Raw genomic sequence first — 15,150 nt, forward strand, 5'->3', positions numbered from 1 at the left:
AGCCTTAACTACGTGAAGTAAGGAATTCGTGAACCGTATCTGCATTACGTTCCGCTGAGAACTGAATAAGGTTGCTGCCATTGCAGGTTAACCCGGTTTCAGAAGTAACTAAGCGTAATACTTGACGCTGGTTATCACCAATACGGCCTACATTGCGTGATAAATTTGAACGGAAAGTTTCAATGTCGTCGTTGATAATGGCTTTGCAAAACCCTGCAAATTCAGTTTCACCAACAAAGCGTACTTCTTTTTCTGAAGTAGCAGCACTTGCACTACATGCTATTGATAAGGTTGCGGTAGCGATAATCGTCTTTAAAAGTTTCATAGTGTTTTCCTCGATGCATAAAAAAGGGTGTTAGCGCTCAGGTAATCGCTGAGTGCCCATTAGTTATGCACCAAGACTCAAACTTTTTCTGTTGTAATGTTGTGTCAGGCAGGTAAATTTGCGGTAAATTGAGTTGTTAATGCATATTTAAAACTTTAAGCACTTGAAAAATATGCATTTTGTTAGAACTTATATTCCTGAGTGATATTACAAAACTCAAATAGCGAACAAAAAATTCTAATACTAAAGTCTAGAAAATGTATTGCCGCCCCTCTAATTCTGAAATTTTAACAAAAAAAAAGGCATTTCAGATTGTTTTTCACACTGAAATGCCACTTCATTTTGTAATAAAACTACATTTTACTCGTATTTTCTTTCGACTTTAGTTTCAATCGCATCGATATATGCATGCCAAGATCCATATCCAATAAGCGGCATTAGAATGATAAAACCGACAAACCCAGTGACAAATCCTATGGCAACGGCCGAGAAGATTATTGCCGCCCAAATCAACATGGGTACTTTATTTAACCACACTGCATTAACACTGGTCAGCACGGCAGTGGCAAGGTCGACTTTTCGCTCCATCAATATGGGCTGAGTAAATGCGGTGATAAATAACATGATCATGGTAAATGCTGCACCCACTAAAGTTCCCAAAACAAGAAACGGTAGCAAGCTCTCAAGATTATTATCTATATAAGGAGGGTAAAGTGCATGGATTAGCGACGCGACACGTAGCCAAAAAATCATCATGACCATAAGGAGTAGCGCAAATCCCCATTCATTCATTGCATTTCTGCGCATTGCTCTCAATGAATGCCGCAAAGTAGGCTTGTGCCCTTTTTCCATTTCCCAGCTTATGTCATACAAACCCGCTGCTAAAAATGGTCCTATCAACATAAAACACACGATGGCGGGCAATATAACCAAGTGCCAGCCCGTCATCTCAACCAAATACATGATGAACCAAGGAATAACGGCGAACAGTACACCATAAAAAACTGTTAATCCTGGCGCTCGCATGGCGTCTCGCAACGCCAATGACAACCATTTTATGGGGTCGCCAACATCTAATTCTTTACAGGGAATGACACGCGCAATGCCACTTTGAGTAATCGCATTTTCTGGAGTTTCTTTAAAATGGTGCGACATAGTAAAATCACCTCTGATGGTAAACTTGCTTTTTCTTGGTGTTTTTATAAACACCTTGTTCTTACGATAGGCTTATATGAATAAGTTCACAAGTTATTAACATAATTTTTATGACTTTATAGCCAAAAGGATAGTCATAAGGATAGCCATCATCATTATTGTTCGCAATTTGTGCAATGAGAGGTAAAAAGTGTCGCCATTCGCTGAATTCTTATAAATTGCCGTCGCATCTCACTGTGGATTGCGATAATCTCAAGGCATGTAAATCAACCAGATAGACCATGAAAACTGTATCTCGCTCACATAAATTAGATAACGTTTGTTATGACATTCGAGGCCCAATAGCAGCACAAGCTAAAAAGATGGAAGACGAAGGTCATCGCATATTGAAATTGAATATCGGTAACCCTGCCCCGTTTGGCTTTGAAGCCCCTGACGATATAGTAAAAGACGTTATTCATAATCTGCCGACTTCCCAAGGGTATTCAGACTCAACGGGAATTTACGCGGCGCGTGTAGCAGTTATGCAGTACTATCAACAGCGAAATATCAAAGATATTCGCGTTGACGATGTTTATATTGGTAACGGGGTAAGCGAACTCATCATGATGGCGATGCAAGCGCTGCTTAATCATGGTGACGAAGTACTTATTCCAAGCCCAGACTATCCACTGTGGACAGCAGCGGTAAGTCTATCGTCAGGCTCTCCGGTTCATTATCATTGCGATGAACAGGCCGATTGGTTTCCTGACCTTGATGATATTAAAAGTAAGATCACCAGCAAAACCCGAGCAATTGTTCTGATTAACCCGAATAACCCCACGGGGGCTGTGTATGATGAAGCGTTGCTGCAAGATATTGTAGAACTAGCACGTCAACATGGGCTTGTTGTATTCAGTGATGAAATTTACGATAAAATTCTTTACGACGAAGCAAAACACACCAGTATTGCGTCGCTTGCCGATGACGTGTTTTTTGTTACTTTTAGCGGCTTAAGTAAGAACTATCGTGTAGCCGGATTTCGCGCTGGCTGGCTATTAGTCAGTGGTAATAAGCGACTGGCCTCAGATTATATTGAGGGGCTCAACATCCTCTCTTCTATGAGAATGTGTGCAAACGTACCTTGTCAAAGCGCTATTCAAACTGCCCTTGGTGGATATCAAAGTATTAACGACCTGGTAAAAGAGAATGGCAGATTGCGTATACAGCGTGATGTGACCACTGACATGCTTAACGGCATCGATGGCATACACTGCGTTAAACCTAAAGGCGCTATGTACTGCTTTGCCCGAGTGGACGAGAAAAAATTCAACATTCACAACGATGAGCAAATGATTTTAGACTTACTTAGCTCGGAAAAAATTCTGCTGGTACATGGCAAAGCATTCAACCTTAACAGTGGCATTTACTTTCGCTTAGTATTTTTACCTCACAGTGACGTGTTAGTACCAGCCCTGCACAGAATTGGAAATTTCTTTAGAACCTACAAGCAGGGAGCTTAATATGTCAGATAGAAGCCATTTCTTTGCTCACTTATCTCGGCTTAAGTTAATTAACCGCTGGCCACTGATGCACAATGTGCGTACCGAAAATGTGCAGGAACACAGCTTACAGGTGGCAATGGTTGCTCATGCTCTTGCGCTTATTAAAAACAAATTTTTTGGTGGAACTTTAAATCCTGAGCGCATAGCCACTATGGCTATGTTTCATGACGTATCTGAAGTACTGACTGGAGACCTCCCTACACCGGTGAAGTACTTTAACCCGGCGATAAAGGAAGAATATAAAAAGATAGAAAAGATAGCGGAAAATAAGCTCATTGAAATGGCACCTGAATCCTTTCGCGATGACTATGCTGCGCTGATAGATTCACAAAACCATAATCCAGAAGATGCCTTCATTGTGAAAGCAGCGGATGTGCTGTGTGCTTACCTAAAAACGTTAGAAGAAATTGCCGCTGGAAATCGCGAGTTTACGCTAGCAAAGAAACGCTTGGACAAGATTTTGAAAGAGTATCACTCTGAAGAAGTGGATTACTTTCTCACTCAATATGTACCGAGCTTTTCGTTGAGTCTTGATGAAATAACCCAAGACGAAATGTAACATTCAAAAAGGAGTTACTGTGACGATATCTCAATGGGAATTAGATTTACACGAGCGTCGCCTTCCTCGCAGCGAATCGAGAGACGGCGATCACAGAAATCCTTACCAGCGAGATAAAGCAAGAGTACTCCACAGCGCCGCTTTTCGACGGCTTCAAGCAAAAACACAAGTGTTGGGCGTTGGTTTAAGTGACTTTTACCGAACTCGACTGACGCACTCGCTAGAGGCCGCTCAAATAGGTACGGGGATAACTGCGCAGCTTTGGAACAAATTTCCCGATATAGCCAAAGACTTAGTGCTCGACCCAACGTTAATTGAAACCATCTGTTTAGCTCATGACATTGGCCACCCTCCTTTTGGTCATGGAGGAGAAATTGCGCTCAACTATATGATGCATGAACACGGTGGTTTTGAAGGTAACGGTCAAACGTTTCGTATTATTACTCAGTTGGAGCCTTACACGGCCGACCATGGCATGAATTTATGCCGACGCAGTATTTTGGGATTAGTCAAATACCCCAACTTCATAAATACACTGCATACTAAAGAGGCTGCCGGCGCTCGGCCCCAGTCATTGCGCCAAGTTAAAGCCGATGATTGGCACCCGCCTAAAGGGTTATTTCAATGTGATAAGCCCTTGTTCGATTGGCTACTTGCTCCGCTAAACAGTGACGATAAACAGTTGTTTATGCAATTTACTGGCAGTACAAGCGCTCACAGTAAAACCTGCTTCAAGTCATTTGATTGTTCTATTATGGAGCTGGCCGATGATATTGCCTACGGAATCCACGATTTAGAAGATGCCATTGTCATGGATATGGTGCAAAAAGCGCATTTCATAGAAGATGTAACGAATCCATTAAAAGCTCTGTCTATTCCTTGGCTTTCACATAATATCGAATCGCTGACCACAAAATTGTTTAGTCACGCCCACCACGAGCGTAAAAATGCTATTGGTGCGCTGGTAAACAGCTTTATTACTGCAATCGAAATTCAAAAGGTAGACGGATTTTCTCATCCGCTATTAGCCTTTAATGCCACCATGCCCGAGGGCTTTGGTGAAGCATTGGCGCTGTTTAAGCGGTTTGTGTTTAGAAAGGTAATACGCCGCCCTGATGTTCAGCTGTTAGAATATAAAGGGCAATTGGTAGTGATGGAGCTCTTTGAAGCCTTTGCCTCAGATCCTGCCCGCTTGCTGCCAGAGAACACACAAGAGCGCTGGCGTAAAGCAGAGGATGAGGGAAACGGCATGCGTGTGCTCGCCGACTATATATCAGGTATGACCGACGAATTTGCATCTCGCCTTTACAGCAGTATATTTTCACCTAAACAAGGCGGTATACAAGACAGCTTCCATATCTAGCGTTAAATGTGGAATAAAGTTATTAGGTTATGTTGTCAAAGCTAACCTTTGACCGCATCCGCAACAGTTGTTGCATTTACAACTTGGTTCACACTTCCCTGAATAACCACGGTGGCTGATATTTTATGCTGAATGGCCTGTCTGTTTGGATCCCAGTAAACCTGTAAAAAGCCATAGCAGCAACAAAGGCAATTAACGTTGCGCGTTTAATAGGTATAGCCAAAGGAATGCCTAATAGCGCTTGATCAACTTTAAAGGCATACGGGGTTATTACATTTCTGGTTTCTGAGCCAGACAGCGCTAATTGCTCTATTTCGTTGGCTTTCATTTTTATACTTTTTATTTAAATACGTAAATCATTCACGCTACGCGCCTTTCATTTCCAGAACAAGTTAAAGCTATTGATTACTATGCATAAAAAAGCATTGTGGGTTTATTTAGGGCGTGTTCTTTTTAATTTATGAAATTTTATTCTTATTAATTGGGTCTTATTTTGTACGTGTTAAATCTGTAGTGACTTTTTATAAAATTCGCGTGTGTAATTCCATGTAATAAAACGCATGTAATACAAGAAGTGTATTAAATGGTGCAATCCTAAAACCTTGTCTTCACGTAAGTAGTGTAACCTCAGTGCCTTCGCGCGCAGTCGACGTTAGCTGCTTTTCGGTTTTCAATATCTAAGCGCGCTCAATAATTATGGTGTAAGTATGTCTAAACCTTTTAAGCCTTCAGTAAGGCTAACCGACAATCATGTTACCGATGAAAGTGTTTATATGAACCGGAGGTCATTGCTTAAGTCTCTTGGGTTTGTCGGCGCGTCAACGCTACTTGCACAATCCGCAAGTGCGGCTGACTGGTTTTGGGAAGATGAGGAAGAGAAAGCAACCTTTCAAAGTAAGCCGCTGGATTTTACCAAACCTAGTCAGTATCAAATTAATGAGACTCGAACCCCTGAAAAGAAAGTCACGTCGTACAATAATTTTTATGAGTTTGGCACATCTAAAGATGCCCCAGCAGAAAACGCCAGTGAATTTAAAACCGATCCATGGACATTGAAAATAGATGGTTTAGTTAAAAAGCCATTAATTCTCGACCATGACTCACTGACAAAGCGCTTTCCCCTGCAAGAGCGCATTTATCGTTTGCGCTGTGTAGAAGCGTGGTCGATGGTGGTGCCGTGGATAGGGTTTGAATTAGCAGCCCTTATCAAACAAGCCGATCCATTAATGTCAGCAAAGTACGTGGCGTTTGAGACCCTGTATGATCCAGAGCAAATGCCAGGGCAAAGTAATCGATTTTTGGGTGGCGGTATTGAGTACCCCTATGTTGAGGGCTTACGCTTAGATGAGGCTATGCACCCATTAACTCTGATGTCGGTTGGCCTATACGGGAAAACCCTGCCCCCACAAAACGGAGCCCCCATTCGGTTGGTGGTACCTTGGAAGTATGGGTTTAAGAGTATTAAGTCTGTGGTGCGTATCCGTTTGACCGATAAACAACCTCCAACAACGTGGAATCGACTTGCCTCTAATGAATACGGTTTTTATGCCAACGTGAACCCTAAAGTCTCTCACCCTCGTTGGAGTCAGGCGAGCGAACGTCGAATTACCTCTGGTGGTCTTTTATCTCGAAATAGAATAGAAACACAGATATTCAATGGGTATTCAGAAGTGGCTCCTCTTTATTCGGATATGAACTTGGCAAAGTTTTACTAATATGGCACCTAGGAAAGCTCCCCTGCGCCTGTCTCCATGGATCAGACGTTCAATTAAATCAGTCATTCACGTAGTCGCTCTCGGTTACTTAGTGTGGCTGTTCTACGCTGGAATTACCGACACGCTAGGGCCGGACCCAGTGGATACACTCTTAAACGAGACCGGCATCTGGGCAATTCATCTTTTATTCATTACCTTATTGCTCAGTCCACTGGCTAAGCAAATGCGCAGCCCAGCTCCCATTCAGTTCAGAAGAATGCTTGGTGTGTATGTGTTCGTCTACGCATTGGCTCATTTAAGTACCTACGTTTTGTTTGAGCTTCAACTTGATATGGCGCTAGTGCTAAGTGAACTCGTTAGTCGCCCTTACATTGTGGTTGGCATGGTGGCGTTATTGCTACTATTGGCTCTTACTGCGACTTCTTTTAAGGTAATACAAAGAAAAATGGGGAAGCGTTGGCAGCAGCTCCATAATGCAATTTACCTCATATTACCACTGACTCTTTTGCACTTTAGCTGGTCACAAAAAACCTTTTGGCAAGAACCCATTTGGTATTGGTTAGCGGGAATCATCCTCTTAGCACCGAGAGCAAAACAGTGGCTACTAACATACAAGAAGAAAAGAAGTCGTAAGCAGGCAAAAAAATCAGCGGCTAAAGCAAATAGCCCTCAATACCCTTAAATATTTACTTTCAGCGTACGACTTTTCAATAGCGCATTGAACGATTTATGACAGTATGAATAGCAGCAGTGAATAGCGAGCTGTTTTCGCCATAGTAACAACACAAAGGAAAAACCAAAAATTACTGCGAAGTACTCCTGCTACTAGCGTGATTGGGTCGCCAATAATTGGCACCCAACACAAAAGCAGGCTCCACTTTCCCCAACGGGTAAAAAAGTGAGAGGCGCGAAGAAACGCTTTTTCGCTTATTCTTAAAAGCTTTGTTGCAACCACCCTACCGTATTTAAAACCCAGTACGTAGTTCACCAGAGCACCTAGAATATTTCCACTGGACGCCACTAACAGTAAACCCCAACCAGAGAGTCCATTGCTATACAGTGCTGTGATAACTATTTCTGAACTAAAGGGCAATATTGTGGCAGCCAAAAATGCACTGACAAACATGCCCGCATAACCAAGATTAACAAAGAAGTTCATTATGCTCTCTTTTTATAATTGCCTTATCCTCATTGCCCTATCACTTTGCCTTAACCTCACTGCCTCAAACTCACAGCCATAGCACTCAGCCCTAGCACTCTGCCTTAAACTCACTGTCAAATGTATGTGAGGTTATCAATAAACGTGCAGCCCAATTTCTAAAAAGCCCGTGGTTACTTTAAAAGTACACACAAGAAATAACGGGTATTTCCTATCTCTAGTTTTTTTACTTGTACTGACGCCTGTACTGATACCTGTACTTATACCTGCAACTGCAACTGCAACTGCAACTGCAACTGCAACTGCAAACAGTACCAGATTCAAATTTTACGGCGTAATAAAAATTCCTTTTATTTAAAAGCACTTAGATACATTTCTCGCAGTTGTTCGAAAAAAACACAATCTACTGCTTGCAAAAGAGATTCATCACAACTACTGTATACACATACACACTGTATACTTAAACAGTTAAAATGGTTTTATAAAAATAAGGTATGTCCTATGAGTAATTCACCAGTTTGTCGATTCAATGCACTTCGCAACGCAGTATCAAATACCGCGGTTGAAAATGTAGTTCAGCTTCCATTACCCATTGAAGGTTACCCCGGTGAAGGAAAAGGAAGCTTTGAAGAAAGAAACGACAAGGGGTGGAGTTATCTTCTCTCTGACTCAGTTGCGTTTTCTAAAGACGTTGTAAATGCTATTCGCATTCAAAAGCCTGAGAAAGAGAAAGTACCAAAGTGGATAAGTAAGCTCATTACTGGCGGCCAATGTAAAACGCTGTATGTTGAAAATATAGATTTAGATTTACAACCCACAGACAGCGACATGATCCGCAAGCTCTGTGAACTTTACTCAGTGAGTTTAGTTAACGTAAAAGTAGACAATACTCAGCAGAGCAAAAATGTTGCGATTGGCCCCTGGTGAAACACTGAAGAAACAGAGAAGAAACACAGAAGAAGTACAAAGAAAATAGAGAAGAAATAGGGAATATAGCGGTCTCATCTGTCTACATTTTCAATAAGCTCTCTCGCAGTGCTTCCTCGCAATTCACTCTGATAATGCGATACACTATCCCGTCATGAAACCCTGAGTGTAGATGAGTGTTATGCGTTGCTATTGTTGTTCTTCCGCTTCTTTTGAACGTTGTTGTGAGCCCTTTTTAAATGGTACCGAATCGCCGAAAAGTGCAGAGCAACTTATGCGTTCTCGATTTTCAGCGTATGCGACAAAACAGTACGATTACGTACTGAATACCTACTCCCGTGAAAAGCAAGAAGGCTTAACCGTAGAAAACCTTAAACAAAGTGCTGATGGCACCTTGTGGTTTGCTCTTCAGGTAACGCCCCACTCCGCTCAAGAAACAATATCTGATACCGTTGAATTTAAGGCATTCTATTACGAAAACAAAAGCCTATTTCAGCTGCATGAAACATCAAATTTCCTTATTGAGGATAACCAATGGCGTTATCACGATGGCGCGCTTCACGATGACTGTGGAAAAATAAAATACGGTCGGAATTTGCCCTGTCTTTGTGGCAGCAATAAGAAGTTTAAACAGTGCTGTGCAACAAAATTGCGGTAGTGAGTGTCGTCTTGGAATGTGCATGTGCATGTGCATGTGGGCAAAGTGTAGGCCTGTGATATGCATCACAGGCAAATAGGTATTAGCAACGAGCAGATGCTGAGCTTCTATACTTTAAAGAACTTGATACTCAATGGGTAATGCCACAGCTCGCCACTATTGGCTTTTAACGCTGCAATAATCGCAAAAATTAAGTTTAGAATGCCCAGAATCATTAATCCGAACGCGCCAATAAATATCAACAGCAGAATTCCGCAGATTATTGAATAGATAACCAAGCTTATCAGCCAGTTTGCCGTTACCTTACCGTGTTTATCTATGTCTTCATTTTGGTCTTTGTGTGCTATCCACATAACAATAGGCAAAATAAGCCCCAGCCCAGGTATAACAATACTCGCTAGTTGGCTTACATGTATGAGCGTGCAGTATGTTCTTGCTGTAAGCCCCAATACATTTTTTCTTCCGTTGTCATTACTACTCCCTTAATTATGTTTTTAGAATGAGGTGTACATTGAATTTAGTTTTTCAAAAATTCATGGATATTGAATGTTGTGTAGAGCATCGCCGTTTAATTTGATACATCGTGAGTGCTTGAGCGCATCCCTACTGTGGCAGTATTTACAGCAATGAAATAGTAGTACCACTAATTTACCTTATTGGGTAGTCAACATACCGGTTGTTAGACAACTTTTTCATAGTTAGCCCCACTCGCAATGGTCAACTCACAGTGGCCTTTCTATTTTTAGGTCGCTACTCAATATTCAGTCTTTCCAAACACTATTACTCCCTCGTATTCAGTCAGCGAAAGCGACGTACGAGTTGCGTAATCAGCTAACCACTTCTCAGTAAGGTGTTTGTACTGGCTTGATAGTTTAAAGCTAGTAGAGGCATCAATAAGTTTTTCTACAAGGGCAGGGGTGGCCCCCTTTTTTGATACCGCTAAGTACGTTGTTGCTTTTTGATAGGTAAAAAGTTTAGTGATGCTATTGCACTTATCACCTAAATCATCACAAATGATGTCCATTCCGCCATCGGAGAAAAATAGATAGTCTGCACGGCCGTATTCTAAGGCCAATAATGCATTTTTCCAACTATCCATAGGTACAGCCCAATACCCAGCTTTTTTAATAATTTCCTGCCTAAAGTCCCCTTTTAGCACTGCAATTCGACTACCTGCAGGTAATTCATTCAATGAGGAGACATGAGTAATACCGTCACGTTTTGCAAATATGGAATACGCATTTTGCGTTATCGGTGTAATCCAATGAAATTGGCCTTCTCTTTCTGCGGTTCTCGCAATAGAAAACACTAAAACATCACGCTTCATTGCGCTTTCAATCAAAATGCGCTGCCAAGGAGCACTTAAAATATCAGTTTTTATACCCGCTTCAACCAGTATGCTTTGAACTAAATCAATGGCGTATCCCGATAGTTCACCGCGGTTATTTCGCTCACTAAATAACGGTTCTTCATTGGTGATCACCCAAGGCTTTAGTTTGCTATTTTCGTCGACTAATGTGTCCCCAAGAACGATAACGCCTTCTATTTCAGTCACATTGGGCGAATACTCTGCTAATACTGGCATCCATTGTTGTTTAATCTCAGCATATTTTGGTCGCTTCAAAAGCCGATTAGCTTCTTTCACGAGAGCAGTGGCGAACGGTCGGTTTTTATCCGTCTTAGGCATTGCAATGTAGCTGTAGAGTACGTTGTGAGAATATTGTCTACTAACGGTGGAGCAATCCAACCCATTTTTCTGGCAAAATATAGCCATACCAAGATCTGAGAAAAATACAGCGTCTACAAGATCATTTAACACTGCATCTACCGCCTGATTCCAGGTATTGAACTGGTGCAATACGAACTGAGGATATCCGCTTGCCAGTTCAACGCGATAATCGCCCCGCAAAACAGCAACAGAAATGGTGTCGTTTTGCGCCATCAATGTATCAAGATCAATGGCTTTTTTGCCATATAGCCCCACAGCGTTTGCGGTTAAAGGCGCTATCCAAAAATATTTGTCTTCACGCTCAGCTGTTCGGCCAATACCGGTTGCTAACATGAGTTCGCCAGTATCGAGTTCTTGTATTAGTCGCGCGAAAGGGAGCGGTGTGACTTCTGGCTTGAGCCCAGCTGATTCGAGCAATGCAGTGGCAAAGTCCACTGAATAGCCTTTAACACTCCCATCATCTTGAAATTCGCTGAATATAGGTGTGTTGGCCGAAAGAACCTTGATGGTTTCAGCAGCACTTATTTGCTTACTACTAAGACACAAAAGCAAACCGACAAAAAGAAGGACCCACTTCAAATAAAACACATTACGTTCTCTTAATTTAAAGTAGATTAAGTGTACAACATACACCGGTAATTGTGCCATTCACTGAAGGTATGATTAACCGTAAAAGCCTAACTAAGTTACGAACAATGATTATTTTCTCTTTAAATCTTCCAATTCTTTGTAAATAAACCGCAGTTACGGGCAATTTGTCGAAATAACTGATCGTTTTTGATTGTGCTGACTATTAATTAATTCACACATTCAAGGAGGTATATTTATGGCGAAAGTACTCGTAATTGGCGCATCTGGTCAAATTGGTAAACAAGCAACGGGAAAACTGTTAGAGCTTGGTCATCATGTTATTGCACCAGTCAGAAGCCCAGAAAAACTGTCTGATATTGATAACAGTAACCTAAGCGTTATTGAGCAAGATTTAGAAAAAGACTTTTCTTCCCACTTCGAAGGCGTGGACGTTGTGGTATTTACCGCAGGTTCAGGTGGAGATACTGGTGCAGACAAGACGATTATGATCGACCTATGGGCTGCTCAAAAAGCCGTCGACTACGCTAAGCGGGCAAAAGTCCCTAAGTTTATCATGGTGAGTTCTATCGGCGCCGGTGATCCTGACTCAATACAGGGCGAAATGAGACCCTATTTAGTTGCCAAACACGTGGCGGATGAATACTTAATAAATAGTGGTGTGAATCACATTATTCTACGTCCGGGAACATTACTCAATGAGCCTGGCACGCACTTAGTGAGAACTGACATGCCTGACAATCAAGATGAAGCAGTCATTCCAAGAGAAGACGTGGCTACTGCTATCGTGGAAAGTGTCGGACGTGCAGCTGAAGAAAATATTATCACTTACCTGTTTAAGGGCGATGAGCCGATTTCTAAGGTATTTGATTAAACACCTAGCCCGCAATCTGCTGAGCCGCCTGTGATTCTATATGGCGGCTCTACTTCCTATTCACCCTCTCTTTCACCCTCTCTCATATACTCCCTTCCACACTAAGTGGCAGTTGTACTCTTTGAGAACGTTTCTTTAAGCTGGTTTTTCGGGCACATTTTTCAATCGAAGTTTTTAATCGCGGTTTCAACCATTCGTGGCTAGCTAAAACCTCAAATTCGCGCCTTTGCCTCACGTCCCAGCCTTAATTCGCAACCGTGAGCCTTAACCGTAAGCGGCATTACGGAATGACCGACTGACTCACCCAGTTGTCATTTTCATCCTTTTCGTGCCATTCCCTATGCTGTGGATTACCACGTAAATTAAGGTAATCCACGTTTTCAATGTTAAGGGATAGTACACAGAAATGTGCGGGAACGATTGAATAATCCCCTTCGGTATTCAATGCAGACTCATCTTGCCTAGGCGTTCCGGGCCGGCCCCACAGAAACTGTTTTTTACCCGCATCAGAAAGCTTTTCCCAGTGCGCTTCCACCAAATCAGGCTGTTCAACCTTAGTTACCATTGAAGCTATACAGTTAAAACGATACTGCTCGCGAGTTTTAGCAAAGTACCACGACACGTGACATCGGTTGTTTTCACTCAGTTGTTGATACTTGTCTGTACGCGTATCTGAAATCACCAACAGTTTGTTGTCGTCGGTTAAACCGCGATGAACAACGGTTCTGCAAAAAGGGACACCTTCTTTGTCAGCGGTGGCTATTTGAAAATATCGGCTTTCAGGTATGCTTCGCGTTTTGTGTAAACTTTTCACTAAGCTTTGGCGCCATGACGGCATAGTCAGTCCTTACGCAGCGCTCTTTTTCGCTAATGCGAAAAGAGTATAAAAATTTTCAGTAGTGACACGTGCTAATTCCTTCACCGATATACCCTTAAGGTCTGCAATGAACTCAGCCACTTCAACCACATACCCGGGCTGGTTTTGCTTGCCTCTATGTGGCACCGGCGCTAACCAAGGGGAATCTGTTTCTATTAGCAAACGCTCTAGAGGAATTGCTTTAACAACCTCGCGTAATTCATCTGCCGAATTGAACGTAACGATCCCTGAGATAGAAATATAAAAGTCCATCTCTATTGCAGCTTGGGCCATTTCCAAAGATTCAGTAAAGCAGTGCAACACCCCTTTCGTACTCGGGTCTTTATGCTCTTTCAGTAAATTAATTGTATCATCACGGGCGTCTCGAGTATGAATAATAAGTGGTTTATTGGTGACGTTCGCCACTTTTATGTGGTCGATGAACGAAGTTAACTGAACATCTTTACTTTCAGGGCTATAAAAATAATCAAGGCCCGTCTCGCCCACTGCCACTACTTCACTCTGCTGCGCTTTTTCTAATAACTCATCGTACGTGCATGCTTCATCTTGATGAAGAGGGTGCACACCACAGGACACGGAGACATCATCAAATTTGGCAACGGTCTCTCGCATGCTGTCAAAATCGGCAACCGAAACGCAAACACATAAAAAGTGCTCAACGCCACGAGTGCGCGCAAAATTAAGGGTTTCAGCCAAGGCCTCAGGGCCCTGCTTTAATCTGTCTAAATGACAATGAGAATCTACAAACAAGTTACACCTTTACTCATATTAGTCGTTATTCGTTGGCTACTACTTATCGCTGGAATAGCTTTAAAAGCCCAAATAGTACCATCGACCTATTCACCCCAGGATGTTGCAATGTTTTCACTACATCTACGCACTGTGCGTAGCGGGAATAATCTGACGGCTGTTGGCTAGCTATATAATCGCCATGGGCTTTTTGCATACACCACTGGGAGGCCAACACTGCGTTGTCCTGCCATTTTTTTGCCAAGCGATGTGCTTGACTGTTGGCATCGCCCGCGAGCAATGCCTGAAAATCATCATTAAACGTGCGAAAGCTAAATTCTTCCTCACCTTTTAAAGCCGCTTCAGCGCGTAACGGGGCGTTACCATACGCTGCTAATAATGCTTCACTGGCATCTTCTACGCCACTTTCCCGCAAGTAGTTCAAACTTAACGCTAAACTAGGCAGTGGCAGCGCGTGTTTTTCACATCGGCTCAATATGGTAGGCATTAACTTTGTTATGCTACTGGTGATCAGCACAAGATAGGTATTCGCTGTAGGCTCTTCAAGCGTTTTTAGCAGTGCGTTGGCCGCGGCTTCCGTCATCGTATCGGCATTGGGTATAAGCAGTACCTTATTACCACTCATCTGAGCCGTACCACTGAGTTTAGCAATGCCTTCGCGTATTTTATCAACGCCTAGCTGCTTCTCGCTTTCTAAAATATACAGATCGGGATGGTTACCGGCTATACGCAGCAGGCAAGACGAACACATTTCGCACGCCCCCTGCTCGGATGGCGTTTTGCACAAAAGAGCGTTTCCTAACTCTTGTGCCAATCTATATTTACCAATTCCACTTGCACCACTTAGCAATAATGCATGATGTAGCTTGTTAGCCAAGTAGCGACTCGTAAATAAATGAAAGACATCATTGAACCAGGGAAGCATCG

16 protein-coding genes and 1 pseudogene are annotated in these 15,150 nt (G+C 42.5%); 8 read left to right on the top strand and 9 right to left on the bottom strand.

Going from position 1 to position 15,150, the window contains the following annotated elements; translation table 11 throughout:
- Positions 1 to 4: 4 nt before the first annotated feature.
- Both O9X84_RS11290 and O9X84_RS11295 read right to left on the bottom strand, forming a co-directional pair.
- Positions 5 to 325 carry a DUF3718 domain-containing protein gene (locus tag O9X84_RS11290; protein WP_269519868.1) on the bottom strand — a complete coding sequence of 107 codons (321 nt, stop codon included), beginning with the start codon at positions 323 to 325 and terminating at the stop codon, positions 5 to 7.
- 360 nt (positions 326 to 685) lie between these two features.
- On the bottom strand, positions 686 to 1,480 hold the full coding sequence (locus tag O9X84_RS11295) for a DUF2189 domain-containing protein (protein WP_269519869.1): 795 nt from the start codon (positions 1,478 to 1,480) through the stop codon (positions 686 to 688).
- Between the two features lie 281 nt (positions 1,481 to 1,761).
- Between O9X84_RS11295 and O9X84_RS11300 the strand changes: the two genes are divergently transcribed.
- The 3 genes from O9X84_RS11300 to O9X84_RS11310 are packed head-to-tail and all read left to right on the top strand — an operon-like array spanning position 1,762 to position 4,946.
- The gene (locus tag O9X84_RS11300; RefSeq protein ID WP_269519870.1) at positions 1,762 to 2,982 is read left to right on the top strand and encodes a pyridoxal phosphate-dependent aminotransferase; all 1,221 of its coding nucleotides are present in this window, start codon (positions 1,762 to 1,764) and stop codon (positions 2,980 to 2,982) included.
- 1 nt (position 2,983) lies between these two features.
- Positions 2,984 to 3,583, top strand: a complete 600-nt coding sequence (gene yfbR, locus O9X84_RS11305; RefSeq protein ID WP_269519871.1) for a 5'-deoxynucleotidase — start codon at positions 2,984 to 2,986, stop codon at positions 3,581 to 3,583.
- A 19-nt stretch (positions 3,584 to 3,602) separates the two neighbouring features.
- Entirely contained in the window at positions 3,603 to 4,946 is a 1,344-nt protein-coding gene (locus tag O9X84_RS11310; RefSeq protein ID WP_269519872.1) for an anti-phage deoxyguanosine triphosphatase, read from the top strand.
- Between the two features lie 41 nt (positions 4,947 to 4,987).
- Here O9X84_RS11310 and O9X84_RS19645 read toward each other — a convergent pair.
- Positions 4,988 to 5,119 (bottom strand): annotated as a pseudogene (locus tag O9X84_RS19645) (RDD family protein); the annotation flags it as partial.
- Positions 5,120 to 5,653: 534 nt separating this feature from the next.
- Between O9X84_RS19645 and msrP the strand changes: the two are divergent.
- Positions 5,654 to 6,661, top strand: coding sequence for a protein-methionine-sulfoxide reductase catalytic subunit MsrP (msrP, locus tag O9X84_RS11320; protein ID WP_269519873.1), 1,008 nt, complete (start codon positions 5,654 to 5,656; stop codon positions 6,659 to 6,661).
- Position 6,662: 1 nt separating this feature from the next.
- On the top strand, positions 6,663 to 7,343 hold the full coding sequence (locus tag O9X84_RS11325; protein ID WP_269519874.1) for a sulfite oxidase heme-binding subunit YedZ: 681 nt from the start codon (positions 6,663 to 6,665) through the stop codon (positions 7,341 to 7,343).
- 45 nt (positions 7,344 to 7,388) lie between these two features.
- On the opposite strand, the gene O9X84_RS11330 is transcribed toward O9X84_RS11325, so the two are convergent.
- Positions 7,389 to 7,820: a YqaA family protein gene (locus tag O9X84_RS11330; RefSeq protein WP_269519876.1), complete on the bottom strand. Its 432-nt coding sequence runs from the start codon at positions 7,818 to 7,820 to the stop codon at positions 7,389 to 7,391.
- A 501-nt stretch (positions 7,821 to 8,321) separates the two neighbouring features.
- Between O9X84_RS11330 and O9X84_RS11335 the strand changes: the two genes are divergently transcribed.
- Together O9X84_RS11335 and O9X84_RS11340 are read left to right on the top strand one after the other, a co-directional pair.
- Positions 8,322 to 8,747 (top strand): deoxyguanosinetriphosphate triphosphohydrolase, encoded by a 426-nt coding sequence (locus O9X84_RS11335; protein ID WP_269519877.1) that lies wholly within the window; start codon positions 8,322 to 8,324, stop codon positions 8,745 to 8,747.
- Between the two features lie 181 nt (positions 8,748 to 8,928).
- Positions 8,929 to 9,405, top strand: coding sequence for a YchJ family protein (locus O9X84_RS11340; RefSeq protein WP_269520004.1), 477 nt, complete (start codon positions 8,929 to 8,931; stop codon positions 9,403 to 9,405).
- 107 nt (positions 9,406 to 9,512) lie between these two features.
- Here O9X84_RS11340 and O9X84_RS11345 read toward each other — a convergent pair whose 3' ends face one another.
- Positions 9,513 to 9,854: a DUF4870 domain-containing protein gene (locus O9X84_RS11345; protein WP_269519878.1), complete on the bottom strand. Its 342-nt coding sequence runs from the start codon at positions 9,852 to 9,854 to the stop codon at positions 9,513 to 9,515.
- Between the two features lie 305 nt (positions 9,855 to 10,159).
- Positions 10,160 to 11,713 carry a substrate-binding periplasmic protein gene (locus O9X84_RS11350; RefSeq protein ID WP_269519879.1) on the bottom strand — a complete coding sequence of 518 codons (1,554 nt, stop codon included), beginning with the start codon at positions 11,711 to 11,713 and terminating at the stop codon, positions 10,160 to 10,162.
- Between the two features lie 247 nt (positions 11,714 to 11,960).
- Here O9X84_RS11350 and O9X84_RS11355 point away from each other — a divergent pair, with 247 nt between their 5' ends.
- Entirely contained in the window at positions 11,961 to 12,596 is a 636-nt protein-coding gene (locus O9X84_RS11355) for an SDR family oxidoreductase (protein WP_269519880.1), read from the top strand.
- Between the two features lie 280 nt (positions 12,597 to 12,876).
- On the opposite strand, the gene O9X84_RS11360 is transcribed toward O9X84_RS11355, so the two are convergent.
- From O9X84_RS11360 to O9X84_RS11370, 3 genes are read right to left on the bottom strand one after another with little or no spacing between them, the layout of a single operon-like run.
- On the bottom strand, positions 12,877 to 13,434 hold the full coding sequence (locus tag O9X84_RS11360; RefSeq protein WP_269519881.1) for a pyridoxamine 5'-phosphate oxidase family protein: 558 nt from the start codon (positions 13,432 to 13,434) through the stop codon (positions 12,877 to 12,879).
- Positions 13,435 to 13,443: 9 nt separating this feature from the next.
- Positions 13,444 to 14,223, bottom strand: coding sequence for a TatD family hydrolase (locus O9X84_RS11365; RefSeq protein ID WP_269519882.1), 780 nt, complete (start codon positions 14,221 to 14,223; stop codon positions 13,444 to 13,446).
- 43 nt (positions 14,224 to 14,266) lie between these two features.
- Positions 14,267 to 15,148: a DNA polymerase III subunit gene (locus O9X84_RS11370; protein ID WP_269519883.1), complete on the bottom strand. Its 882-nt coding sequence runs from the start codon at positions 15,146 to 15,148 to the stop codon at positions 14,267 to 14,269.
- Positions 15,149 to 15,150 lie beyond the last annotated feature (2 nt).

Origin of the sequence: Alteromonas sp. BMJM2, assembly GCF_027257845.1 — a bacterium.
Lineage (GTDB): Bacteria > Pseudomonadota > Gammaproteobacteria > Enterobacterales > Alteromonadaceae > Alteromonas.